Origin of the sequence: Erythrobacter sp. JK5 (genome assembly GCF_018205975.1) — a bacterium.
Taxonomy (GTDB): Bacteria; Pseudomonadota; Alphaproteobacteria; order Sphingomonadales; family Sphingomonadaceae; genus Erythrobacter.
Genome location: NZ_CP073577.1, coordinates 1,749,591 through 1,773,658 on the forward strand (window position 1 = coordinate 1,749,591; position 24,068 = coordinate 1,773,658).

Annotated in this window: 18 protein-coding genes, 1 tRNA gene and 1 pseudogene; 12 read left to right on the forward strand and 8 right to left on the reverse strand. The window is 65.7% G+C overall.

From position 1 onward, the window contains the following. Positions 1-35 precede the first annotated feature (35 nt). Complete coding sequence (gene serA / locus KDC96_RS08615) at positions 36-1,619, reverse strand: phosphoglycerate dehydrogenase (RefSeq protein ID WP_212448061.1); 1,584 nt, start codon at positions 1,617-1,619, stop codon at positions 36-38. A 102-nt stretch (positions 1,620-1,721) separates the two neighbouring features. Then, entirely contained in the window at positions 1,722-2,900 is a 1,179-nt protein-coding gene (locus KDC96_RS08620) for a phosphoserine transaminase (RefSeq protein WP_212448062.1), read from the reverse strand. 186 nt (positions 2,901-3,086) lie between these two features. Between KDC96_RS08620 and KDC96_RS08625 the strand changes: the two genes are divergently transcribed. Continuing rightward, the gene (locus KDC96_RS08625; RefSeq protein ID WP_212448063.1) at positions 3,087-4,280 is read left to right on the forward strand and encodes a glycosyltransferase family 1 protein; all 1,194 of its coding nucleotides are present in this window, start codon (positions 3,087-3,089) and stop codon (positions 4,278-4,280) included. 4 nt (positions 4,281-4,284) lie between these two features. On the opposite strand, the gene KDC96_RS08630 is transcribed toward KDC96_RS08625, so the two are convergent. Both KDC96_RS08630 and KDC96_RS08635 read right to left on the reverse strand, forming a co-directional pair. After that, on the reverse strand, positions 4,285-4,713 hold the full coding sequence (locus tag KDC96_RS08630) for a hypothetical protein (RefSeq protein ID WP_212448064.1): 429 nt from the start codon (positions 4,711-4,713) through the stop codon (positions 4,285-4,287). Positions 4,714-4,818: 105 nt separating this feature from the next. After that, positions 4,819-5,469: a PadR family transcriptional regulator gene (locus KDC96_RS08635; protein WP_249171728.1), complete on the reverse strand. Its 651-nt coding sequence runs from the start codon at positions 5,467-5,469 to the stop codon at positions 4,819-4,821. Between the two features lie 104 nt (positions 5,470-5,573). Between KDC96_RS08635 and KDC96_RS08640 the strand changes: the two genes are divergently transcribed. From KDC96_RS08640 to KDC96_RS08660, 5 genes are all read left to right on the forward strand, one after another. Further along, a complete protein-coding gene (locus KDC96_RS08640) occupies positions 5,574-6,899 on the forward strand; it encodes a replication-associated recombination protein A (RefSeq protein WP_212448066.1) in 1,326 nt (441 codons plus the stop codon). Beyond that, the gene (locus KDC96_RS08645; RefSeq protein WP_212448067.1) at positions 6,857-7,576 is read left to right on the forward strand and encodes a hypothetical protein; all 720 of its coding nucleotides are present in this window, start codon (positions 6,857-6,859) and stop codon (positions 7,574-7,576) included. Before KDC96_RS08640 ends, KDC96_RS08645 begins: the two co-directional genes overlap by 43 nt. Next, positions 7,576-8,475: a hypothetical protein gene (locus tag KDC96_RS08650; protein WP_212448068.1), complete on the forward strand. Its 900-nt coding sequence runs from the start codon at positions 7,576-7,578 to the stop codon at positions 8,473-8,475. The genes KDC96_RS08645 and KDC96_RS08650 overlap by 1 nt, the downstream gene beginning before the upstream one ends. Positions 8,476-8,489: 14 nt before the next feature. Further along, entirely contained in the window at positions 8,490-9,200 is a 711-nt protein-coding gene (locus KDC96_RS08655; RefSeq protein ID WP_212448069.1) for a hypothetical protein, read from the forward strand. 68 nt (positions 9,201-9,268) lie between these two features. Continuing rightward, positions 9,269-9,344, forward strand: a tRNA-Thr gene (locus tag KDC96_RS08660). Positions 9,345-9,472: 128 nt separating this feature from the next. Here the strand turns inward: KDC96_RS08660 and KDC96_RS08665 are convergent. Together KDC96_RS08665 and KDC96_RS08670 are read right to left on the reverse strand one after the other, a co-directional pair. Then, positions 9,473-9,859 (reverse strand): hypothetical protein, encoded by a 387-nt coding sequence (locus KDC96_RS08665; RefSeq protein WP_212448070.1) that lies wholly within the window; start codon positions 9,857-9,859, stop codon positions 9,473-9,475. Between the two features lie 67 nt (positions 9,860-9,926). After that, positions 9,927-11,291 carry a M24 family metallopeptidase gene (locus tag KDC96_RS08670; protein ID WP_249171729.1) on the reverse strand — a complete coding sequence of 455 codons (1,365 nt, stop codon included), beginning with the start codon at positions 11,289-11,291 and terminating at the stop codon, positions 9,927-9,929. A 134-nt stretch (positions 11,292-11,425) separates the two neighbouring features. Here KDC96_RS08670 and KDC96_RS08675 point away from each other — a divergent pair, with 134 nt between their 5' ends. Further along, a complete protein-coding gene (locus tag KDC96_RS08675) occupies positions 11,426-12,715 on the forward strand; it encodes an NADH:flavin oxidoreductase/NADH oxidase family protein (RefSeq protein ID WP_212448071.1) in 1,290 nt (429 codons plus the stop codon). A gap of 90 nt (positions 12,716-12,805) precedes the next feature. Here KDC96_RS08675 and KDC96_RS08680 read toward each other — a convergent pair whose 3' ends face one another. Then, positions 12,806-17,674, reverse strand: a complete 4,869-nt coding sequence (locus tag KDC96_RS08680) for an S-layer family protein (protein ID WP_212448072.1) — start codon at positions 17,672-17,674, stop codon at positions 12,806-12,808. 180 nt (positions 17,675-17,854) lie between these two features. Continuing rightward, positions 17,855-18,324 (reverse strand): annotated as a pseudogene (gene queF, locus KDC96_RS08685) (preQ(1) synthase). A 112-nt stretch (positions 18,325-18,436) separates the two neighbouring features. On the opposite strand from queF, the gene KDC96_RS08690 reads away from it, so the two are divergent. From KDC96_RS08690 to KDC96_RS08710, 5 genes are read left to right on the forward strand one after another with little or no spacing between them, the layout of a single operon-like run. Then, the gene (locus KDC96_RS08690) at positions 18,437-19,741 is read left to right on the forward strand and encodes a hypothetical protein (RefSeq protein ID WP_212448073.1); all 1,305 of its coding nucleotides are present in this window, start codon (positions 18,437-18,439) and stop codon (positions 19,739-19,741) included. 39 nt (positions 19,742-19,780) lie between these two features. After that, positions 19,781-20,623 (forward strand): sulfurtransferase, encoded by an 843-nt coding sequence (locus KDC96_RS08695; RefSeq protein WP_212448074.1) that lies wholly within the window; start codon positions 19,781-19,783, stop codon positions 20,621-20,623. After that, the gene (gene metC, locus KDC96_RS08700; RefSeq protein ID WP_249171730.1) at positions 20,620-21,825 is read left to right on the forward strand and encodes a cystathionine beta-lyase; all 1,206 of its coding nucleotides are present in this window, start codon (positions 20,620-20,622) and stop codon (positions 21,823-21,825) included. The genes KDC96_RS08695 and metC overlap by 4 nt, the downstream gene beginning before the upstream one ends. Further along, positions 21,822-22,964 carry a mechanosensitive ion channel family protein gene (locus KDC96_RS08705; protein ID WP_212448076.1) on the forward strand — a complete coding sequence of 381 codons (1,143 nt, stop codon included), beginning with the start codon at positions 21,822-21,824 and terminating at the stop codon, positions 22,962-22,964. Before metC ends, KDC96_RS08705 begins: the two co-directional genes overlap by 4 nt. Continuing rightward, positions 22,961-24,034, forward strand: a complete 1,074-nt coding sequence (locus tag KDC96_RS08710; protein ID WP_212448077.1) for a mechanosensitive ion channel family protein — start codon at positions 22,961-22,963, stop codon at positions 24,032-24,034. Before KDC96_RS08705 ends, KDC96_RS08710 begins: the two co-directional genes overlap by 4 nt. The last annotated feature ends 34 nt before the right edge of the window (positions 24,035-24,068 follow it).

Here is a 24,068-nt window from a genome sequence, read left to right on the forward strand (position 1 = left end):
GCAAGCGTGAGGGGTTGGGGGTGGGCAATCCGGCGTCAGAACCCCAGCGCCATCGCCACCTTGACGCCTTCGACCTGTTCGACCTCGGCGATGGTTTCGGGCGTCAGCGCTTCGTCGAGGCTCAGCAGCAACACCGCCTCCCCGCCCGCGTCGCGGCGACCGAGGTTGAAGGTACCGATATTGATCCCGTGATCGCCCAGCAGCGTCCCGATCCGGCCGATGAAGCCCGGCTTGTCGTCGTTGACGACGTAGAGCATGTCGCCAGCCAGATCGGCCTCGATCCCGATGCCGAAAATCTCGACCAGTCGCGGGGCATGGTTGCCGAACAGCGTTCCGGCGACCGAACGCGGCCCTTGCGCGGTTTCCACGGTAACCCGGATCAGCGTGTTGAATGCGCCTTCGCGATCGTGGCGGATTTCGCTGACATCCAGCCCGCGTTCCTTCGCGAGATAGGGCGCGTTGACCATGTTCACGCTGTCGGAATAGCGCCGCATCAGCCCGGCGAGCACCGCCCCGGTGATCGGCTTGCCGTTGAGTTCGGCCGCCGCGCCTTCGCGCTCGATGCTGATCTTGGTCAAGTTGCCGTGCGCCAACTGGCCCACGAGACTGCCGAGCTTTTCGGCGAGCGCCATGTAGGGCTTGAGCTTGGGCGCTTCCTCGGCGCTGAGGCTTGGCATGTTGAGCGCGTTGGTGACCCCGCCGTTGACGAGGTAATCCGCCATCTGTTCGGCGACCTGCAGCGCGACATTGACCTGCGCTTCCGTGGTCGATGCGCCAAGGTGCGGTGTGCAGATGAAGTTGGGCGCGCCGAACAGCGGGTTGGCCTTGGCCGGTTCCTCGGCAAACACATCGAGCGCCGCGCCGGCGACCTGCCCGCTTTCGAGGCAATCCTTCAGCGCCGCCTCGTCGATCAGGCCGCCTCGGGCGCAATTGACGATGCGGATGCCGGGTTTCGCGTGTTCGAGCCGCTCGCGGCTGAGGATGTTGCGCGTATCGTCGGTCAGCGGGGTGTGCAGGCTGACGAAATCGGCGCGCGACAGCAGCGTATCGAGATCGACCTTCTCGATGCCGAGCTCGATCGCGCGGTCCTCGGTCAGGAACGGGTCGTAGGCGATGACCTTCATCTTGAGGCCCAGCGCGCGACTGGCGACGATCGAACCGATATTGCCCGCGCCGATCAGGCCCAGCGTCTTGCCGGTCACTTCGATGCCCATGAACGCGCTCTTGGGCCATTCGCCCGCCTGCGTCCGGGCGTTCGCCTCGGGCACCTGCCGGGCCAGCGCCATGATCATCGCGATCGCGTGTTCAGCGGTCGTGATCGAGTTGCCGAACGGGGTGTTCATCACCACCACACCCTTGCTGCTGGCATAGGGAATATCGACGTTGTCCACGCCGATCCCGGCGCGGCCGATCACCTTGAGATTGGTCGCCGCGTCGAGGATGTCGGGCGTCACCGTGGTCGAGCTGCGGATCGCAAGGCCTTCGTACTCGCCGATCACGGCCTTGAGCTCGTCGGGCGTCATGCCCGGCTTCACATCGACGTCGCAGCCGCGTTCTTCGAAGATACGCGCGGCGTTCTCGTCCATCTTGTCGGAGATGAGCACTTTGGGTTTGGTCATTGTTCGTGTCCTTTGCGAGCTCCTGCGCACGCAGGAGCCCAGAAACGGGAAAGGGAAAGCGGGCTTGGGCTCCTGCTTTCGCAGGAACTCACGGGCTGGAAATCAGCCGTTCTTGAGCGATTCGAACGCCCACTCGATCCACGGCAGCAGGCGTTGGATATCCTCCGCCTCGACCGTGCTGCCGCACCAGATGCGCAAGCTCGGCGGGGCGTCGCGATAGCCGTTGAAGTCGTAGCCGACCGCGCGCTCCTCGAGCATTTTCGCGATCTGCTTTGGCACGCCGGCCTGGTCCTCGGGGGAAAGGCTTTCGTACCAGTCGCCCTTGAACTTCATGCACACGCCGGTGTTGGTGCGCTTGGCCGGATCGGGGACCATGTTTTCGAGCCACGGGGTGGCTTCGATCCAGTCCTTGACGATCTTGGCGTTGGCATCGGCGCGTTCGAACAGCGCCTTGCGCCCGCCGATCGACTTCGCCCATTCGAGCGCGGCGATGTAATCCTCGGTCGCGAGCATCGATGGGGTGTTGATGGTCTCGCCCACGAAGATGCCCCGGTTGATCGTGTCGCCCTTCTTCAGCCGGAACAGCTTGGGCAGCGGCCAGGCCGGGTCGTAGCTTTCGATCCGCTCGACCGCCTTGGGCGACAGGATCAGCATGCCGTGCTGCGCCTCGCCGCCCATCACCTTCTGCCAGCTGTAGGTTGTGGCATCGAGCTTGGGCCAGTCCATTTCCTGCGCGAATACAGCGCTGGTCGCGTCGTTGAGCACCACGCCCTCGCGACCCGGCTCGAGCCAGTCGGTGTCCGGGATCATCGCGCCCGAAGTGGTGCCATTCCATGTGAACACCACATCGTTGCGCTGCGGAATGGTCGAAAGGTCGGGGATTTCGCCATAGTCGGCGGTGAGCGTCTGCAGGTTGGGTAGCTTGAGCTGCTTGACCGCATCCTGGATCCAGACATTGCCGAAGCTTTCCCACGCGGCGACCGTCGCCGGGCGCGCGGGATCGAGCATCGTCCACATCGCCGCCTCGATCGCGCCGGTATCCGATCCCGGCATGATGCCCACGAGGTAATCCTCGGGCACGCCGAGTAGCTCGCGCGACAGGTCGATCGCGTATTTCAGGCGCGCCTTCCCCGTCGCCGAGCGATGCGACCGCCCGAGTGCGGAAGTCTTCAGCTTGTCGAGAGACCAGCCCGGATATTTTACCGTGGGACCGGAAGAAAATTGAGGCCGCTCAGGCTTGAGCGGGGGCTCGTGCAGGAGCCCGCGGATATGGTCAGTCATGTATTCTCTCCTTGCAGAGAGCACGCGCGGCGTTGGGACCGCGTGGCCCGTCGGCGGCACTAAGGTTGCGCACGGCAGAGTCAATCTGAAATTGCAGGCCTGCGACAGATTGGCTGCGGGCAAGGATGAATTCCCGACCCTTCCGCTCTCGCATTCAATGCGCGACTGCCCTAAACGTGCCGCGAAATGCAGACGTCCGACCTTCGCATTGCCCTGTTCAGCGGCAACTACAACTACACCCGCGACGGGGCGAACCAGGCGCTCAACCGTCTGATGGGGTCGATGCTCGACCACGGTGCGGCGGTGCGGGTCTATTCGCCGACGGTCGAGAAACCCGATTTCGAACCGACCGGCGAACTGATCGGCGTGCCCAACATCGCGATGCCGGTAAAGGGGCGCGGCGAATATCGCCTGCCGACCGGGCTGGGCCGCAAGGCGCGGCGCGATCTCGAGAAATTCCGGCCCAACATCGTCCACCTGTCCTCGCCCGATCCGGCCAGCCACGCGGCGCTGCGCTGGGCGCAGGATAACGACATCCCGGTGCTCGCCTCGGTCCACACGCGGTTCGAAACCTATCCGCGCTATTACAAAATGGCGTTCCTCGAACCGCTGGTGATCCGGATCTTGCGGCGCTTCTACAATCGCTGCGATGCGCTCGTCGCGCCGTCGCAGAGCATGATCGACGAATTGCTGGCGACGAAGATGCACGACGATATCGCGCTGTGGTCGCGCGGCGTCGATCGCACCGTGTTCGCACCCGCGAAGCGCGACCTCGAATGGCGTCGTTCACTCGGTCTTGACGATGACGACGTGGCGATCGTCTTCCTCGGACGGCTGGTGATGGAAAAGGGGCTGGACGTGTTCGCCGAAACGATCGTCCAGCTGCGCAAGCGCCAGGTCCCGCACAAGGTGCTGGTGATCGGCGACGGACCGGCGCGCGGCTGGTTCGAAGAGGCGCTGCCGGGCGGTATCTTTGCCGGGTTCAAGACCGGGGCTAATCTGGGTCAGGCGCTCGCCAGCGGCGACGTGTTCTTCAATCCCTCGATAACCGAAACCTTCGGCAACGTGACGCTCGAAGCTATGGCCTGCGGTCTTCCGGTTGTCGCAGCGGGCGCGACGGGTGCCTCGAGTCTGGTCGACGACTGGGAGACCGGACGGCTGGTGCCTCCCAGCGATGCGGACGCGTTTGCCGAGGCGATCGCGCCGTACTGCACCAATCACGACCTGCGCGCGCGCCACGGTGCTGCGGGCGCAGCCAAGGCGGGCGAATACGACTGGGAAGCGATCAACCGGGTGGTCGCCGATACCTATGTCCGGCTGGTCGAGGAGCGTCAGGAGATCATCGCGACCGAGGAAGCGGAAAGCGCCGCCCCGGCCTGATCGCCTAGCGCAACACGCCCGCCGATTTCATCCGCATGGCGTACCATAGCAGGAAGAAGGTCGTCACCCAGATTGCGGCGGTCAACCCCGGCGCACTGAGGCTTTCGGGCAGGTCGACATGGACAAACTGGAAATATGTCGTCCCGATAAGACCGACGATCGCGACCCCAACGGAGACGATCGTCCAGCGCGATCGCAGCAGCAGCAGGATCGAGCCGACGAACGCACCCCAGACGCCGAGCGCCCAGAAGGTGTTGGCCCACACCGGATAACTGTCGAAAAAGGCGATTTGTTCGGGCGTCATGCCAAGTTGGTCCAGCATTCCGAGCCGTGTGGTCATGTAACTCACGATGCCGACGCTGTTCCACAGCAGCGTCAGCACGCCGACCACCCACAGGTGCCACGGCGTCTTGGTTGCGATTGCTTCGTTCATGGGTTCCCCTCCCCAACCGACGCGACCCGATCGATGGGGAGGGAACTTAAGCCCAAGCGGCGCGCACGGCAAACCGGTTAAGGACCAACCGCGAAAAGGTTTCGATCAAATCCTTTCAATCCGCTTGGCGACCTCGTCGATGATATCGACGATCTCGTCCATCACCGCCTTGTCGAGCGTGCCCGCCCGCGCGCGGTTCTTGAGCACATTGGCGAGGTTGCCCATGGCGCGGAACAGGTCGGGCGAGCGGACCTTTTCGGCGCGCTCGCCGTGCTCGTTGAGGCGATCCATCAGGGACTCGACCTCGCTGGCGCGCTCTTCCAGCTCGGCCTTGCCGTCCTTGGTCGCCTCGAACGGCTTCTTGCCGCTGTCGGCATCCTTGTCCTTGCCCTTACCTTTCGGTTTGGCAGGCGTGATCTTGCCTTCATCCTCGAGCAATTGCAGCGTCGGATACACGGCACCGGGACTCGGCGCATACTGGCCGCCGGTCATTTCCTCGATCGCCTTGATCAGTTCGTAGCCATGGCGCGGTTCCTCGGCGATCAGCGCGAGCAGCGCGAGCCGTAGCTCACCCTGACCGAACATCCGTCCGCGACGACGCCTGCGGCCCGATCCGCCGGGGCCGCCACCCCAATCGCCGCTCCAGTCGCCCCAATCGGCGTTCCATTTACCGCCAGCGGCCATCATCGCCATCAGCGGCCCGTACATCTGCCAGGCATTGCCACGGCGGTATCTGCGTCCTTTTTGCCAGGTCATCTCGATCTCCATCGGCATCTTCGATAGAACAAAGATATATCGTAGATGTTTCGATGCAAGGGTTGAATGGCTTTTTCTGACAAGCGGCCTATTTCTGCCGACGAATGGCCGACCTGTTCCAAAACGATGCCCCGTCGCCTGCGCGCGGCGATGCCCCGCGCGACGACGCACCGCTCGCCGATCGCCTGCGCCCGCGCTCGCTCGGCGAGGTCATCGGACAGGACCACCTGACCGGACGCGAAGGCGCGATCGGGCGGATGGTCAGCGCGGGCAAGCTATCGAGCATGATCCTGTGGGGACCGCCCGGCACGGGGAAGACCAGCATCGCTCGCCTGCTCGCCGATGCGGTGGGGATGCGGTTCGTGTCGATCAGCGCAGTGTTTTCGGGCGTGGCGGACCTCAAGAAGGCCTTTGCCGAGGCAGACAAGATGGCCGAGGCAGGCAAGCGCACGCTGTTGTTCGTGGACGAGATCCACCGCTTCAACCGCGCGCAGCAGGACGGTTTCCTGCCCTTTGTCGAGCGCGGGACGGTGACGCTGGTGGGCGCGACGACCGAGAACCCCAGCTTCGCGCTCAACGCCGCGCTGCTCAGCCGCGCTCAGGTGCTGATCCTCGAACGGCTCGACCATGCCGCGCTCGAAGCGCTGCTGGCGCGCGCGGAAGAGCTCGAAGGCCCCCTGCCCCTTGACGACGAGGCTCGCGCCGCGCTGATCGCCAGCGCCGACGGCGATGGGCGTTTCCTGCTGGGTCAGGCCGAGACGCTTTACAATGCGAAGCTCACCGAGCCGCTCGATCCGGCGGGCCTCGGCCAGTTCCTCCAGCGCCGCGTCGCGGTCTACGACAAGGATCGCGACGGGCACTATAACCTCATCAGCGCACTGCATAAGTCGCTGCGTGGATCGGACCCGCAAGCCTCGCTGTACTACTTGGCGCGAATGCTGACCGCAGGCGAAGAGCCGCTCTACGTCCTGCGCCGCCTGGTGCGCTTCGCCAGCGAGGATATCGGCCTCGCCGACCCGCAGGCGCTGACCCAGTGCCTCGCGGCGAAAGACGCCTATGAATTCCTCGGCAGCCCCGAAGGCGAACTCGCGATCGTCCAGGCCTGCCTCTACTGCGCCACCGCGCCCAAATCGAACGCCGCCTATGCCGCGCAGAAAGGCGCGTTCCGATCGGCGAAGGAAACCGGCAGCCTGATGCCGCCCGCCAACATCCTCAACGCGCCGACCAAGCTGATGAAAGATATTGGCTACGGCGAAGGCTATGCCTACGATCACGACCGCGAAGACGGCTTTTCCGGCGACAATTACTGGCCGGAGGGGATGGAGCCGCAACGATATTACGAACCGGTCGAACGTGGGTTCGAGCGCAAGGTTAGGGAGCGGATGGAATGGTGGCAGCGAAAGCGATCCGAACTGCATGGACAATCCTGACTGTATCGGCCGCGTTCGGCGTGGCCGTACCGGCTCTCGCGCACCCCGATCCGGCACCGTCGCTGGCCTATTGCGAGGCGATACCGCAGCAGGAATTCGACTTTGAATGGGACGGTGAGAAGTCGTTTGCTGTGCCGCAGGAGTGGAGCGCGTTCGCAGCCGCTTCGAACCGCTGGATGGCGGTCGCGACCACGGCCGGAACGACCGAATGCGTCGATCTGAGCTGGATGTTCGAGGGCGAGGACTTCGAAATCCATCAGGACCGCTTCGTCGGCTTCAGCTGGGTCGGATACGAAGCATTCGGCTACACCCTGGTCGACCGCGCCGGAACCGGGACTGTGCTCGACACAGGCCATCGCCCGGTCTTCTCCCCCAATGGGTTTCGGATGGCCGCGCTGCAATCGTCGGAATCGGGCTATGGCGGGCTTGAAGGGTTTGGCGTCTGGTATGTCTACGAAACCGGTCTCAAACCGATCTATCTGAATTCGGCCGTTCCGTTCATGACCGACTGGCGGATCGACCGCTGGGAAGGCGACGATTGCCTGCACATCTCGGCGATCCCGTTCGACCGCGTCGAGGACTGGGAAGACCTGTCGCAATACGAGCGCGATTCCTTCGTCTCCGGCGACGCAGGCGGATGGGCACTCAAGCCCGGAACCGCCTGCCCCACCCCTTGATGCGTGAATTCGACCACTTCGTCGCGATCGACTGGTCGGGCGCGCGGGGCGAGCGTCACAAGGGGATTGCGATCGCGATCGCCGATGGCAAGGGCGGTCCGCCCGCCCTGGTGCAGCCGCCGCGCGGAGGCTTTTCGCGGATCGAGGTGCGCGACATCCTGCGTGACGAACTGCCGGCCAATGCGCTGGTCGGGCTCGATCTCGGCATCAGCCTGCCGTTCCACGACACTGGCGCGTTCTTTCCCGGCTGGGATCGCACCCCCAGGAGCGCCAAGAAGCTGTGGGAACTGATCGAGGAAATCTGCGCGGACGAACCGTTTCTCGGCGCGCACAGCTTCGTGACCCATCCCGAAGCCCGGCGCTATTTCCGGCACGGCCGCGACGACGAGGGCGACCGCTTCCTGCTGCCCGGCGCCGCGACCCGCGAAGGCCGCTTTCGCGAAGCCGAGACCGCGCAGCGCGCGCAGAAATGCCGCCCGGTGAGCAATTTCAACCTCGTCGGCGCGGCGCAGGTCGGCAAATCCTCGCTCACCGGCATGCGGATGCTGCACCAGCTGCGCGGGCACCTGCCGGTCTGGCCGGTGGACCCGATCCCGGAGAAGCGCATCACCAGCGGCGGATCGATGGCGGTCGAAATCTACACCGGGCTTGCCTCGAAAGAGACGGCAGCGCTGGGCGGGCGGACCAAGCTGCTGACCTATGCCGATCTCAATTCCGCGCTCGACGTGCTCGATTGCCCGCCGGTCGACGAGGTAGGCGAGGTCGACGACCATTCCTCGGACGCGCTGCTCACCGCCGCCTGGCTGCGCAAGGTCGCGCCGGAGCCGGCACGCTGGGAGCCGCGCTGCCTTACCGCCGAAATCGCCTATACCGAAGGCTGGACCTTCGGCGCGTTGTAGGCGACGAGCGCAGCATGACCGACGACGTCGACATCGAATTCCTGTGCGATCCCGCGCTCGCGGGCACGATCCCCGCACCCGAACCCGCAATCCGCTTCGCGCCCGAATGGTTCAGGCGCATGGACCGCGAAATGGGGATGCCCGATGAGCAGGGATTGCCGGGGCTGACGGTCAAGGCGTGCCTGCCGGTGACCGACGCCTTCTCACTCGGCTATGTCATCCCGCTGCCCTATGCGGTGACCTTCGGCGGCGGCACGGGCATACCGAACCTCGACATCCGCTGGGCCGAGGATTGCGCGTTCCGGCCGATCGAGCAGCACCATCCGGGCCAGCTCGGCGCCCCCGATCCGCCTTTTGCCGGCGTGGTGCCGCTCAAATTCGTCAATCCGTGGCGGGTCCGGGTGCCCGAAGGCTATTCGGTGCTGTTCCAGCCGGTGATGAACCGGCCCGACCTGCCATTCTACTGCTTTTCGGGCCTGGTCGATTGCGACCGATTCGCGACCACCATCAACTTCCCCTTCATCTGGACCGGCGGGACGCAGGAAACGACGCTCGAAGCCGGGACCCCGATCGTGCAGCTGGTGCCGATCCGGCGGGACGCGCTGATCAAGCGCCACGGTTCGCGCGGCTCCACGCCCGCAGAGCTCGCCGAGCAGGACGCGGCCCGCCATCGCAAGTACAACGAGGAATCGACCTACCGGAAGGAATGGCGCGTCAGAAAGTGATCGCGCGCGCATGGGGCTGGACAATCGCCGCGCTTTGCCGATAGAGGCGCGCGTCCCGATCCGGACACGCCGGCTTAGCTCAGTTGGTAGAGCAGTTGATTTGTAATCATCAGGTCAGGGGTTCGATTCCTCTAGCCGGCACCATCATCTTTGCGCACGCGGAACCGCGAGTGCCAAGTCCTTGCTCATGCGATCAAGGATCGTGTCGCTGCGGGCGGTCCGTTGCGCTTGCGGTCGGTTTGCGACCATACTTCGCCACCCAGCCCTCCGGCCTAAGTCCCCGGCGCGGTCAGTCCCCAGCCCTGCATGACCGCTGCCTGCGTCAGCATCACCGCCAGCCAGTGCGCGCTGGCCGATAGCGCCGATCCCCGTTCGAGGCGGTAGACGGTAAAGGTCACCCATATCACCGGCAGCACGAATCCGACCCAGATCACGAAGGCGCTGCCCAGCGCCATGGTCCATGCTCCCGCTTCGGGCGGAGCGAGGATCAGCGCCCCGGCCAGGATCGCCGCAAGCCAGAATTCCGCCAGCGCCGCCAGCGCAAGGGTCTGCCACCCCGGCAGCAACATTCGCGAGGCGCGCAGCCACACGATGCCGATCGCCAGACCGGCCAGAGTCGCAGCTGCAATCAGCAGGAAATTCAGCAGGATATAGATCATCGACGATCCCCCGGATGCCTTGTCGCACAATAATCCAGCGGCCGTGAATGGGGCGTGAAACCGAAAATCACCCGGACGGTATCAGTGTCAGTTCGGTCTGCCGCCCATCGAGAAACCGCACGGTTTCGCCATCGAACCACGCGTTTTCCTCCGACCGGAAATCGACCCGCTGACCGCCCCATTCGGGAACCGCGCTATAGGATGTCAGCTCGATCGACCAGGCGGTGCCCGCCAGCACCGGATATTCGCCGCGCGGATCATCGCGCTGGTTGTCCCAGAAACCGATCGCGGTCCCGGCGCCATGGCCGTGCAGCCCGATCGGGTGCGAATAGATCGACGGGTCGAGCCCCTCTGCCAGCGCCTTGCGCCGGGCTTCGGCCAGGATCGCGTTTCCGCTGACCCCGGGCTCGAACGATTCGAGCAGCAGATCCTGCACCCGGTTGGTCGCCGCGAGACCCGCGCGCAGCCCGGTCGGCGCCGCGACCTCGCCGGGTTTCAGCACATAGGCAAGGTGCTGGGTATCAGTTGCGAGACGCAGGTAGGTGATGCCGAAATCGGTCCACAGCAGGTCGCCCGGCTCGATCACGGTATCGCCCGCCAGCATCCCTGTCGCACCCTGCCGCTGGATCCCGACCGAGGGGTGAAACCACGGCGTCAGGCCGAGCCGCGCCAGCTCCTCGCGATACCACCATTGCACGTCGGCAGCGGTGGTTTTCCCCGGGGTCACGACCTCGCGCGAAAAGGCGCGACCGATCAGCGCGTGAGCGAGGCGGACGATGCCGGGATAGATGGCCAGCTCGCCCGGCGTACGGCTTTCGAGCCAACGCACCGCCAGCGTCTCGCCGGAGACGATCCGGTCGCGATAGCGCGCCGGTAGTTTCGCGCTCATCGCGCGGTACTGGCTCAGCGTCATCCCGTCGCCAAATGCGGTGATATCGGAAAAGTTGATCGCGATCCGCCGGGGATCGCGCGCGGCGACGATATCGGCGACCGCCTGCCACTGGTCGGGCTGAACCTCGGGCTGCCATGCTGGCTCGAACAGCCCGGCGAGGCCATAGCGGCTGACCGTGAGTCGCTCGACCGGTCGCCCTTCGCCCGGATCGTGGAAGATCAGGATCGTGCGCCGCCGTGCGCTCATGCTGTTGGCATCGAGCATCGAGGCGACCACCGGCTCTTCGAAATATTCGCGCGCCATCAGCAGCCACAGGTCGATGCCCTGCTCGCGCATGATCGCCGGAATCACGGTTTCGAGCCGCTCGGCAAGAATACGGTCGATCGTTTCGGCGCGCGCGCGCATCGGGAGGATCGGCGGCATTGCGGGGGCGGATATCTCGGTATCGGACATCGGCAGGACCGGCGGGACCGGCTCCTGCGCGGTCACGCCCGATGCCAACAGCGCGGCGAAGCCTGCCGGAAATGCTCGTAGTTTCATGCGAATATACGCTCCCTTGCCGTCGCACCGGTATGATGAGACCCGCTGCACGCTGTCAATCGCGGGATCGCTGGCCAGCGTGCACACCGCGCGCTACATAAGTTGCAAATAACGACCGAAACGGGAGGAAGCCCATGAACCTGGATCGACCGCTGACACTGCCTTGCGGCGCGGTGCTGCCCAACCGGATCGCCAAGGCCGCGATGACCGAAGGGCTGGCGACGCCCGACGGACGCCCCACGCCCGAACTCGAGCGGCTGTATGGCATCTGGGCCGATGGCGGCGCGGGATTGCTGCTGACCGGCAATATCATCATCGACAGGGACCACCTCGAACGCCCGGGCAACGTGGTGATCGAGCGCGAGCCCGATGCCGACATGGCGGCGCGGTTGAAACGCTGGGCCAAAGCGGGGACGCGCGGCGGCAACCACCTGTGGGCACAGATCAGCCATGGCGGGCGGCAGACCCCGAGCCTGGTCAATCCGCAGCCCAGATCCTCCTCCGATGTCGCGCTCGCGCTGCCCGGCGGGCAGTTCGGGAAGCCGACGCCGCTGACGACCGACGAGATCGCCGATCTCGCCGAGCGCTGGGCGATGGCGGCGAAGGCCTGCCGGGATGCCGGCTTTACCGGAGTGCAGATCCACGCCGCGCACGGATATCTGATCTCGCAGTTCCTGAGCCCGCGCGTAAACCTGCGCACCGACGATTATGGCGGATCGCTGGAAAACCGCGCGCGGTTCCTGCTCGAAGTTGTCGCGGCGACCCGTGCTGCCGCGGGCCACGACTTCCCGATTTCGGTCAAGCTTAACAGCGCCGACTTCCAGAAGGGCGGGTTTGCCTTCGAGGACAGCCTGACGGTGGTCAAATGGCTCGAGGCGGCATCTGTCGACCTGATCGAGATTTCGGGCGGGACTTACGAACAGCCCAAGCTGATGGGTATTGAGGGGATGGAGGAAGAGGAACAGCAGACCGTCGCCCGGTCGACCGCGGCGCGCGAGGCCTATTTCGTCGATTTCGCCAAGGCGATGCAGGCCGAGGTCGGCGTGCCGCTGATGGTGACCGGGGGGTTCCGCAGCCGCGCCGCGATGGAACAGGCGCTGGCGATCGGTGCGGCGGACGTGATCGGGCTGGGCCGTCCGCTGTGCGTCATGACCGACGCGCCGCACCAGCTTCTGGAAGGGCGCGACGCATTGCCGCGCTACGAGGACGGGCTCGAGCTGATCCCCGACTGGCTAGGCTTCCTCAAGCGGTTTCAGATGATGAAGGCGATCAGCGGTTTCGCCGGAATCTACTGGTTCTACCAGCAGCTCTGGCTGCTCGGGCACGAGGGGCGGGTCGATCCCGGTTTCGGGGTGTTCAAGGCGTTCCGGCTGGTCGACGCGCGCGGCAAGGCGATCATGAAGGCCCGCGCGCGCGCAACCTGACGCCAGCCCTGACCCCCGGGATACGGTCCGCAAAACAAAGGGGGCGACCACCCAGTGGCCGCCCCCTTGTTGTTGACATCGGAGCCTGGCTTAGAAGCCGATCCGGACGGTCGCCCGGGCCGAATGCGCATCGTAGCCGCTGGCGAAATCGCCCTGGTAGCCGATACCGATGGTGAAGGTATCGCTGACCTTGATATCGGCACCTGCGGACAGTTCGAAGCGGTCCTGCTCGTTCTCGGCCAGCACCGCCGTGAAGGTCGGCAGCTGGGCCGAGCTGAGCGTGAAGATCCGCGAGCTGTCGGCGAAGTCGCGGATGACCGTGCCCTGGATGAACCCGCCGACCTTGTCGGACATCTTCGCCGCGAGTTCGACGCCGAGGCGGCCTTCGACGAAGACTTCCTCTTCGCGCTCGACAGCGAAACCGAACCCGCCCGCTTCGACCGTGTCGTCGAAATCGAGCGTCGCCGCGTGCACCCCGATGGTGGGGGTCAGCGACACGTTCTCGTCGGCCAGCAGATCGTACCCGGCAACGAGCCGCGCGGCGAAACCGCTGAAATCGTAACCCGAAGTGATCGCCCCGAGGAACCCGTTGCGCGCGGTGTCGACCGACCCGGTGAGGTATGCCAGCTCCATGTTCACGAAGGTGCGATCGGTCGGCGTCCAGGCGGCATAGGCGCCCAGCTTGATGCTTTCGACTTCGGATTCGTCCTGCTCGACATTGCCGGCGAAGTCTTCGACCTCGATATCGGCATAGCTGGCGAGCACGCCCACGCGGGCGTTGGGCGAAGCGGCGAGATCGGCCCCGATGGTGAACACCAGCTGGTCCGATTCATAGCCGTCGACCGACAGCGAACGCTCATCCTGTTCGGATCCGCGGATCGCGAACTGGCCCCAGACGCCCGAACCTTCGCCCGCCAGGTGCCGATCGAGCGCAAGGCTCGCGGTGTTGGAGGTTTCGAAGATCTCGCGTGCGACACCACCGCTGAGCGACGGCAGCGCATCGGCCGCCACACCCGACAGCGCATCGGCCGTCGGCAGGGCGTTGAACGCCGCGAGGTTGGCAGCGCTGACCGTTCCGGCCCCGATACCGTTGAACAGCGCGGTCCCGAAGTTGGCGATGTTCTGATCGGGCGAAGCTGCCAGCGGATTGACGAGGAAGACCCGCACGAGCACCGAGCCGGTGATGACCTGGTAGTCGAGCAGCAGGTCGTCGTCGATCACGGTGACGGTTCCGCCATTGTTGGTGAAGGTGCCGCCATTGTCGCGGATCACCGTCACCGTCTGGCCCGCCAGCGCGAAGTCGAGCGGCGTCCTGATGGTGATCGCCGAACCCGCCGCAAGCGTGAGATTGCCGGTGAAGATCAGCGAATCGACCCCGAGGTCGAACGCCACCCGGCCATCGACCGTGGTGTTGCCGGTGTAGGTCCGGTTGCCCGAAACCCGCAGGTCGAACAGTCGGCCGAGCGACACGTTCTCGAAGCCCGTGAGGATATCGGCGTTGAAGGTGCCGCCGAGGATCGCGAGATCGGTCCCGGCCCCGCCGTTCACGCCGCCGCCGATCGACGACGCCGTGCCCTCGAGCACGAAGGTGTCGTTGCCGCCGCCGAGGTTCACGCCCCCGGTCACGGTCGCGCCGGTCCACTGCTGGAACTCGTCGTTACCGTCGCCCAGCGCCGCTGCGGCGGTGGTGCCGGTGATGCGACCGAAGTTTACCACCTTGTCGTTGCCGACGCTGCCGGTAACCCCGGTTGCGCCGGAGATCGTGCCGCCCGCCGCGTTGGTGAGCGTGGAGCCCGCGTTGAAGCGGATACCGTCGGTTGCGCCGGTGATCGTCCCCGAGTTGGTGACGGTCGAAGCGGCAGCAAGATCGATGGCGCGCGCCGCGGCCGCCGAGATGATGCCCGAGTTGTTGATCGTCGCGGCACCAGTGAACAGCACGCCAGTCGCGTTCGTTCCGGTCGTGGCGATCGTGCCGGCGTTGGTGAAGGTGCCCGCTCCCGTAAGGATAACGCCCCCGGCGTTGTTCCCGGTGGTCGAGACCCTGCCGGTCGCGCTGTTGGTCACCGTCGAAACGGCACCTGCGACGATGCCGACGCCGCCGGTCCCCGAGGTGGTAACGGTGCCGTTGTTGGTGACGGTCGACGTGGTCGACGCCAGCACACCCGCGGTGTTGTTGCCCGAGGTCGCGATGACGCCGTTGTTGACGAGGGTGGAGCCCGCCGCGTTGAGACGGATCGCGTCGGCGGATCCCGATGCGATAGTGCCGCCTGCGGCGTTGGTGACGTTGGCGGTGCCGCCGATGTCGATCGCGCGACCCCCGGCAGCGGCGATGATGCCGCTGTTGGTCACCGTCCCGTTGCCGGAGATGGTCACGGCCTGCGCGCCTGCGCCCGAAGCCGAGATGACGCCGGCATTGGTGAGCGTGCCGTTGCCGCTGATGACGGTGTTGAACCCGCCGTCGCCACGCGTGGTGATCGTCGCCCCGGCACGGTTGGTGATGGTCGAACCGTTACCCGCCGCGATCGCGACGCTGTTCATGCCCTGCGAGAGGATCGAGCCGCTGTTGGTCACGGACGAATTCGCGCCGACCAGAACCGCAGCGGTGTTCATGCCGCCGGTGGTGATCGATCCGTTGTTCGTGAGGACGGTGTTGTCGCCACCGGTAAACCCGATTTCGCCATTCGCCGTGGTCACGATCGCGCCGCCGCCGGCGATGGTGAAGCCGGTGGTGATGCCGGTGTTGGCACCGGTGATGAAGTTCACGCCCCCGTTCACGGTCCCGGCGAGGATCGCGGTGTTCACCACGGTGAAGCCCTGCGACGAGGTGCCGGTCAGCGTGAACACGCCGGTTGCCGGCGGGCTCATGGTCGAGAAGGTCGTGAAGTCGAAGGTCTGCGAACCGACCCGGATATCTTCGAAGTTCTTTACGGTCGTGCCGAACTTCGTGATGTCGAGCGTGCGGTTGGTCGCGTCGGTGATGATGTGGGCGTAGAGATCGTTGCCCGCACCGCCATCGACATTCCCGGTTTCGGACGCGTCATTGGTCTTGATGAAGCTGTCGTCGCCTTCGCCCAGCGCCACCGCGTTGGTGGTGCCGTTGATCGTGCCGAAGTTGAACACGGTCTGCACACCGCCCGGAGCGTTGACGGCGGTATCGCCGGAAATCGTGCCGGTGTTGGTCAGCGTTCCGGCATTCATGCGGATGCCGTCCGTGCCGCCGGAGATCGTGCCCGAGTTCATCACCGTCGAGGTGCCGGCGAGATCGACGCCGCGCGCGGTGGTGGCGGCGATCGTGCCCGAGTTCATCAGCGTCGCATCGCCGGTCACGGTGATACCCTGTGCGCCCGCGCTCAGGGTCGTGATCATGCCGGTGTTCGTGATCGTGGCGTTATCGACCGCGACGATCGCGCCCGAATTGGTGCCGATGGTTGAGACCGTGCCCGAGTTGGTCACGGTGGAGCCGTTGCGCACCACCAGCGCCACGGCATTGTTGCCGCTCGCAGTGATCGTACCGGTGTTGGAGACGGTCGAATTGACGCCGGTCGCAACCGAGGCGGTGTTCATCCCGGTGGTCGAGATCGTGCCGTTGTTGGTGACGGTGACGTTGTTGAGCGCGTTGACGCCCAGCGCACCGTCGCCATTGGTCGAAATCTGGCCGTCGTTGACCACCACCGAGGCCGCGCCGCTCAGACGGATCGCATCGGCCCCCGTCGCCGCGATCACGCCGCCGGCAAGGTTGTTGACGGTCGAGGTCAGCGCGAGGTCGAGCGCGCGCCCGCCGCCACTGGCCGAAATCGTGCCCGAGTTCAGCACCGAACCCGCGCCGGTGATGATGACGCCCGCGGCATCGGTTCCGGTGGCCTGGATCAGCCCGCCGATATTGCGCAGCGTGCCGTCGCCGGTGATGACGATGGCGTGCGAGTTGGTGCCGGTCGTGGCGATCTGCCCGGTCGGGTTGTTGGTGACGGTCGAGCCGTCGCCCGCGACCACGGCCACTGCGCTGTCACCGCGCGTCAGGATCACGCCGTTGTTCTGAACGGTCGAATTGGTGCCGGTCAAAACCGAAGCGAGGTTGTCGCCAAAGGTGAATATCTGACCCGAGCCGGAGTTGATTACGGTCGCATCGTTGCCTGCAAGTACGCCATCTGCAAGATCGCCAGTGGTAAAGATGATCCCGGTGTTGGTAACCGAACTGTTGTCGCCGACGATAACGCCGTCGGTAAAGTTGCCGAAAGTCTGGACAAGACCATCGTTGACGACCGTGGCGTCGTCACCGAGGAAGATACCCGCCCTACCGACGTCGTTGAAGATCGCACCGGTGATTGTGTTGATCACAGTCACACCCGTGTCACTGCCGAAGAGGGTGCCGCCGCTACCGCCGCCGGAAATCCCGATCGTGTTGAAACCGGTGAGGGAAATCTCCCCACTGTTCGTCACGGTTGAGTTGTCACGCACCTCGATCGCACCCATGCTCGATTGGGCCGACGTAATGATGCCGTTGTTGACGACAGTACTGTCTGCGCCGGTGCGGATAATGCCCGAGTTCGGCGTCGCGGCGTTGGAAATGAAGCCATTGTTCACGACGGTCGAGGCTTCGCCCACATCGACAGCACGACCGCTGTTCGAGATGATATCGCCATCGATCGTCACATTGACGCCGACCAGCAGGTTGATCTCGCCCTGGACCTGCGAACCGGCCTGAACGGTCGCATCGATCGAGTTGAACGGCTCGCTGATGCCATCGGGATCGGTGCCGGGCGCGCAGACGATCTCCGGCACGGACGGGACAAGCGCGCACTCTTCGACGTTGGCGGGCGCCGCAGGCGGGGTCGGCGTCGGTACGCTCGGCTGCGGCTGGGTAACAACTTGCGCCGAAGCTGTTGCAGAAAACCCTACGGCAATCGCAAGAAGCGATGCGCCGCCAATAACACGAAACTTGATCGAAGAGGTGGTAGTCATGGATTGCCCCCTGGTGGGTTGAACTGATTTTCCGGACGGATGGCACGCATAATGCACGCTGACCCCCGGTCGCTCCAAGACGGACTGATACATAATCGCGACGTAATGAAAAGGGCATCGCGACGGATTGAGGTCGAATTTTTCGGGTTAAACGACTGATAAACGGGTAAGTGAGGTGTTTTAGCCACGCCCGCGATACGGCGCGACGCCCTGATCGGGCAGCCACAGTCCCTCGGGCGCCGGGCCCGATTGCCAGAACACGTCGATGGGGATCCCGCCGCGCGGATACCAGTAGCCGCCGATCCGCAACCATTGCGGATGCATCTCCTCGAACAGCCGCTGCCCGATCCCCACCGTCACGTCTTCGTGAAATCCGTTGTGATTGCGGAAACTGCCGAGGAACAGCTTGAGGCTCTTCGATTCGACGATCGTTGCGCCAGGGGCGTAATCGATCACCAGATGCGCGAAATCGGGCTGATTGGTGACCGGACACAGCGAAGTGAATTCGGGCGAGACGAACCGTACCAGATACAGGGCATCCGCGCGCGGATTGGGCACATAGTCGAGCTGCGCCTCCCGGGCGATGCGGGAAGCGGGCTGTCCTTGCCGAGAAAGGCGGGGTCGAGGGCGTTGCCGGGTGTGCTTTCCATGCCGCGCTGTTGCCGCGAAAGCATGCCGCATGCAAGCGGGGAACTGGACGCGGGCGCAATGCGAATTATGTGATCAAAACCCCGTTCATCCACAGCCTGATACCGGAATCGCGTGTCCCATTCGCTCACCCCTTCGCGCCTCTCGCGCCTCGCACTCGCCGCCGCCCTGTGCGCGGCTGCGCCGGGCGGGGCATCGGTGGCCGCGCAGGAATCGCCCGGCAGCTTTCGTCTGCCCGATCCCACCCCGACCCCGACTCCCGCGCCGCAGGGTCCAGTCGATGTAAGATCCGGCGTGCCGATCGCGCCGCGCGTGATCCCGGAAGATCGCCCGACCCGGCCGGTGCAGCCGACACCTGCGCCCACCCCCACGCCCGCGCCCGCGCCGGCGCCAACCTCGGCCCCGGTCGGCAGCACGCCGACTCCCGCCGCGCGCACTCCTGCGCCGCGGCCCAGCGCTTCTCCGTCGCCATCGGCCCCTGCCGCTCGCGAAGCCGGCCGTGCGCCTGCTCCCGCAGCGACTTCCAGCCCCAATTCGGCGACCGCCCCGCCTCCCCCGACAGTAGCGACCGACCAGAGCCCCGCGCCTGCGGGCGACACCAGACCGGCGATCGCGAGCGATGGGTGGTACACACCCGAAGACCGGGGAGAGGCGGCGACCATGCCATCCGCCGACGGGCCGGATGTCGCCGACGGAGCAAGTCCGTTCTGGGAAGGATTCGCCGCCAGCCTCTCGCCGACCCGTATCTACGCGCTCGGCGGTACGGTGTTGCTGGTGCTTCTCGCGCTCGGTTTCCTGGTATGGCGCCGTCGCCGCCTTGCGACCGCGCGGCCCGAGCTGTCCGCGCCGACGCTCGCTGCCGGAGTGCGCAATTCGATCGCCGCGACCCAGTTGCGAGAGGCGCCGGGGGTGCAGCAACCGAAGCCCGCGCCAATGCCCGAGCCGCCCCGGCTCGATCTCACGCTTGAGATCGTCAGCGCCGCCCGCAGCCTGATGATGTTCACACTCGAATACCGGCTGACCATCGCCAACCGTTCGGACCATGCCGCGCGCGATATCGAGGTTTCGGGTCAACTCACCAGCGCACAGGGCGCCGGCGCCAACGCCCCGCCGGTCGCCGGGGGCCAGCCGTTCGGTTCGATCGACCGGATCGGTCCGCATCAAAGCCGTGTGCTCGGCGGCCAGCTGCAACTGCCGCTGGCCCAGGTTCAGGCGCTGCGGCAGGGAGCAAAGCCGCTGTTTATCCCGCTCATGCACGTGCGCGTGCTCAGCGCCGGGGGCCACAGCCTGACCCGCAGTTTCGTCGTCGGTTCGCCGAGCTCTGCCAGCCAGGGCCGGGTTCACCCGATCCGGCTCGATACGCCGCCCGGCGGGTTGCCGGGTTTGCGCGCGCGCGAAGTGAACCTCGAAAACGCCTGACACTTGGCGGACGCGCGGCGCCGCGCTACTCCGCCAGCGATGGACAGCCTCGTTTCGACCCAGTGGCTTGCGGACAATCTCGGTTCGCCCGGTCTGGTCGTGCTCGATGCCTCGCGGCACCTGCCCGCCGCCGGCCGCGACCCGCGCGCGGAATTCGACGCGGCGCATATACCCGGCGCGCGGTTTCTCGACCTTGAGAGCCTGACCGACACGGCTTCCGAAGTCCCTTCGGCGATACCCAGCCCGCGCCAGCTGGCCCAACGGCTCGCCGAACTCGGAGTCCGGCTCGGCGATCGGGTGGTGGTTTACGACGACAGCGCGGTCAAGACTAGCGCGAGAGCGTGGTTCATCCTGCGCGCGCACGGGATCGACAGCGTCGCGATCCTCGATGGCGGGCTTGCCAAATGGCGCGACGAGGGCCGTCCGCTCGAATCCGGAATGGCGGAGATTTCCGCCGCTCGGGTCCCCGACCTTCCGCTTCCCGAGGGTGTGCGTTCCAAAGCCCAGATCCTCGCGCTGCTCGAGGGCTTGTCCGAACAGCTGATCGACGCGCGCGGCGCGGACCGGGTGTTCGGCACCGGGATCGATCCGGTGCATGGCGGGCAGAACGGGCGCATTCCCGGGTGCCTCAACCTGCCCTTCGGCGCGCTCTACCAGGCCGACGGCACCTTCAGATCGCCCGGCGAACTGCGCGCCGCATTCGTCGCGTCCGGGCTCGATCTCGACCGACCGGTCGTCACCACCTGCGGCAGCGGGGTCACCGCGGCGGTGCTGCTGTTCGCGCTGCACCTGCTCGGCAAGGACGACGTGGCACTGTATGACGGCAGCTGGGTCGAATGGAGCGCCGATCCCGCGACTCCCAAGCAACAGGGGCCTGCATGAAGGGCGAAGACAAGGACCTCAGGCCCGCGACCGACGTCACGCGCGCCGGGCGGCGGGCGGAATGGACCGGTCCGGTCGTCAATCCGCCGGTGTGGCGCGCCTCGACCCACCTCTACACCAGCGAAGCGGCACGCAAGGCGGCAGGCAAGGGCAATGCGGACGGCGCGTTCTTCTATGGCAGGCGCGGCGCCCCGACGCAGTGGGCGCTGGCCGAGGCGCTGACCGAGATCGAACCGGGCGCGCACGGCACCGTGCTCTACCCCAGCGGAGTCGCGGCGATCGCCGGGTGCCTGCTGGCGGTGCTGAAGCCCGGCGATCGCCTGCTGATGACCGACAACGCCTACGATCCCTCGCGCAGCATGACGACCGGCCTGCTCAGGCGGATGGGGATCGAAAGCGCGTTCTTCGACCCGCTCGATCCCGGCGCCTATCGCGCGCTGTTCGACCAGCCGGTGCGCGCGGTGTGGCTCGAAAGCCCCGGCAGCCTGACGATGGAAGTGTGCGACGTGCCCGCGCTCACCGCGATCGCGCGCGAGCACGGCGCGGTGAGCCTGATCGACAACACCTGGGCCAGCCCGCTCGGCTTTGCCGGGCTCGAACACGGCTGCGACATCGTGATGATGAGCCTGTCGAAGCACGTCGGCGGGCATTCGGACCTGATGATGGGATCGGCCAGCGCGGGTGAGCGCTGGTATCGCGCCTTGCGGCGCACCTCGCAGGAACTGGGGCAGGTGGTCTCGCCCGACGATGCGGCGCTGGCCGCGCGCGGGCTCAGGACCATGGCGATCCGGCTGGAGCGCGGCACCGCCAGCGCGCTCCGGATAGCGCAGTGGCTTACACAGCAGCCGCAGGTCGCGCGGGTGATGTGCCCGCTGCTGCCCGACGATCCCGGCCATGCGCTGTGGCAACGCGATTTCACCGGAGGGTGCGGGCTGTTCAGCTTCGCGCTCGACACCACCGACGAAGGGGCGTGCGGGCGGGTGGTCGATGCGCTCGACCTGTTCGGCATCGGCTACAGCTGGGGCGGGTTCGAAAGCCTGGCCCTGCCGATCTTTCCGCAGCAGCATCGCACCGCGATGCGCACCCCGAATAGGGGCGACGCTGGCGCGCGGGCGGCCATTCGCCTATCGATCGGGCTCGAAGACCCGGACGACCTGATCGCGGACCTCGCGCAGGCGCTGGCCAGAATGGACGATTCATGACCGCCGCAGCGACGCCGCAAGCCAGTCCGACCGACGCCGTCGATCCCGCCACCGCGCCCGGCGCGGCTGCGGATGGCGCAGTCGGCGAGGCTGCGTCCGTCGCCCCGCCGACCACAGGACCAACGCCGGAACCCACGCCCGAACCGACCCCCACCGAAGTGGTCGAGGGCACCGGAGACCTCGTGGAGGGCGTTTCCCAGCAGAGCGAAACCGCCGGCGCGTTCCTGCAATATCTCGACACGCTCGCGCTCGAGACCAGCCAGTTCCGGGTCTCGGTGCTCGACGCGCTGCTGGTGATCGGCGTCATCCTGCTGGTTATCACGGTGGCCTGGTTGCTGAGCCGGCTGAGCGGCAACGCAGTCGATCGCTTTACCCGGTTCGACAAGACGCAGAAGCTGCTGGCGGAAAAGATCAGCACCATCGTCATCTGGGGCGCGGCGTTCTTCATCGGGATCGACCTGATCGGGATCGACCTGACGACGCTGGCCTTCTTTGGCGGTGCCTTCGGTCTCGCGATTGGTTTCGGACTGCAGAAGACCTTCGGCAATCTGATCGCCGGGATCATCCTGCTGATGGACAAGTCGATCAAGCCCGGGGACGTCATCGCGGTCGCCGACACGGTGGGCAACGAGACCTTCGGCGAAATCCGCAAGATCGGCATTCGCGCCGTGTCGGTGACGACCCGCGATCGGCGCGAATACCTGATCCCGAACGAAAACCTGATGATCAACCAGGTCGAAAACTGGTCCTATTCCTCCAAGGAGGTGCGGATGCAGGTCAATGTCGGGGTGAGCTATTCTGCCGACATGGACCAGGCCGAACAACTGATGCTCGAAGCCGCACGCAGCACGAAGCGGGTCCTGACCACTCCTCCGCCCGAAGTCTGGATGGCCGAATACGGCGACAGCTCGGTCAACTTCATCGTCCATTGCTGGATCCGCGATCCCGAACTTGGCGTCGGCAATGTCCGCAGCGACGTGCTCAAGAACCTGTGGAAGCTGTTCAGGCAGCACGACGTCGAAATCCCGTTCCCGCAGCGCGATATCAACCTGCGCGACAACGAACAGCTGCGTGCGCTGCTCGGTGCGATCGACGGGCGGGTCGCGACCGATGAACGTCAAACCGGGGACCAGCCATGACCACCACCGCCGCGCCCTCCCCCACGGTCACCGAGCCGGCGACTGCCGCGCCCGCCGCGACTGCCGCGCCCGCCGCGACCCCCGCGCCCGTGGTCGAGGCCAGCCCGACTCCTGAAGCCGTGGTTACCGTCGCCGAGGGCGCGAAGGAGGGGATCGCATCGCAGAGCCAGACCGGTGCCGCCGTGGTGGAATCGCTGGATAGCTATGCTCTGGTGATCGGGTCCCTGCGGATATCCGCGTTCGACGTGCTGTTCCTGCTTGGCTCGGTCGCGGTGGTCATCACGGTCGCGTGGTTCGCAACCCGGTTCGCGCGACGCGGCTTGAAGCGCGTGAGAGGTTTCGACGACGCGCAAAAGCTGCTCGCCGAAAAGCTCGCGACCATCATCATCTGGACGATCGCGTTCTTCGTCACGGTCGATCTGGTCGGGATCGATCTCACCGCGCTCGCTTTCTTTGGCGGCGCATTCGGCCTCGCAATCGGGTTTGGCCTGCAGAAGACCTTCGGCAACCTGATTTCGGGGATCCTGCTGCTGCTCGACAAGTCGATCAAGCCGGGTGACGTGATTTCTGTCTCGGACCAGGCGGGGAACGAGGCGGTCGGGCAGATTCGCAAGATCGGCATTCGTGCAATCTCGGTGGTCACTCGCGACCAGACCGAGCACCTGATCCCGAACGAGAACCTGATGATCAACCAGGTCGTGAACTGGTCCTACAGCTCGAAGGACGTGCGGGTGAAGGCCCCGATCGGGGTGTCGTATGGCAGCGATCTGAAGCTGGTGACCGAGCTGCTGTACCGCGCGGTCGACGATACGCCGCGCGTGCTCAAGAACCCCAAGCCGCGCGTCAACCTGATGGGGTTTGGCGACAGCTCGGTCGATTTCGAGCTGCGGTTCTGGATTCAGGATCCCGAAAGCGGCATCGCGAACATCCGGTCCGACGTCTACATGCGGATCTGGGAGCTGTTTCAGGAAAACGATATCGAAATCCCGTTCCCGCAGCGCGACCTGCACCTGCGTTCGGGCGTGCAGGTTGACCAGGTCATAGGGACCAAGGGCGGCGGGAAAGGCTGAATTCCAAACGTTAACCGGAACTGGGCCGGGGTGT

Coding starts and splice junctions, on each gene's coding strand:
- KDC96_RS08635 (WP_249171728.1), bottom strand. CDS start 5,469: ATGACCTGGCAAAAAGGACGCAGATACCGCCGTGGCAATGCCTGGCAG.
- serA (WP_212448061.1), bottom strand. CDS start 1,619: ATGACCAAACCCAAAGTGCTCATCTCCGACAAGATGGACGAGAACGCC.
- KDC96_RS08675 (WP_212448071.1), top strand. CDS start 11,426: ATGAACCTGGATCGACCGCTGACACTGCCTTGCGGCGCGGTGCTGCCC.
- KDC96_RS08640 (WP_212448066.1), top strand. CDS start 5,574: ATGGCCGACCTGTTCCAAAACGATGCCCCGTCGCCTGCGCGCGGCGAT.
- metC (WP_249171730.1), top strand. CDS start 20,620: ATGAAGGGCGAAGACAAGGACCTCAGGCCCGCGACCGACGTCACGCGC.
- KDC96_RS08710 (WP_212448077.1), top strand. CDS start 22,961: ATGACCACCACCGCCGCGCCCTCCCCCACGGTCACCGAGCCGGCGACT.
- KDC96_RS08705 (WP_212448076.1), top strand. CDS start 21,822: ATGACCGCCGCAGCGACGCCGCAAGCCAGTCCGACCGACGCCGTCGAT.
- KDC96_RS08695 (WP_212448074.1), top strand. CDS start 19,781: ATGGACAGCCTCGTTTCGACCCAGTGGCTTGCGGACAATCTCGGTTCG.
- KDC96_RS08655 (WP_212448069.1), top strand. CDS start 8,490: ATGACCGACGACGTCGACATCGAATTCCTGTGCGATCCCGCGCTCGCG.
- KDC96_RS08665 (WP_212448070.1), bottom strand. CDS start 9,859: ATGATCTATATCCTGCTGAATTTCCTGCTGATTGCAGCTGCGACTCTG.
- KDC96_RS08630 (WP_212448064.1), bottom strand. CDS start 4,713: ATGAACGAAGCAATCGCAACCAAGACGCCGTGGCACCTGTGGGTGGTC.
- KDC96_RS08670 (WP_249171729.1), bottom strand. CDS start 11,291: ATGAAACTACGAGCATTTCCGGCAGGCTTCGCCGCGCTGTTGGCATCG.
- KDC96_RS08645 (WP_212448067.1), top strand. CDS start 6,857: ATGGTGGCAGCGAAAGCGATCCGAACTGCATGGACAATCCTGACTGTA.
- KDC96_RS08620 (WP_212448062.1), bottom strand. CDS start 2,900: ATGACTGACCATATCCGCGGGCTCCTGCACGAGCCCCCGCTCAAGCCT.
- KDC96_RS08625 (WP_212448063.1), top strand. CDS start 3,087: ATGCAGACGTCCGACCTTCGCATTGCCCTGTTCAGCGGCAACTACAAC.
- KDC96_RS08680 (WP_212448072.1), bottom strand. CDS start 17,674: ATGACTACCACCTCTTCGATCAAGTTTCGTGTTATTGGCGGCGCATCG.
- KDC96_RS08650 (WP_212448068.1), top strand. CDS start 7,576: ATGCGTGAATTCGACCACTTCGTCGCGATCGACTGGTCGGGCGCGCGG.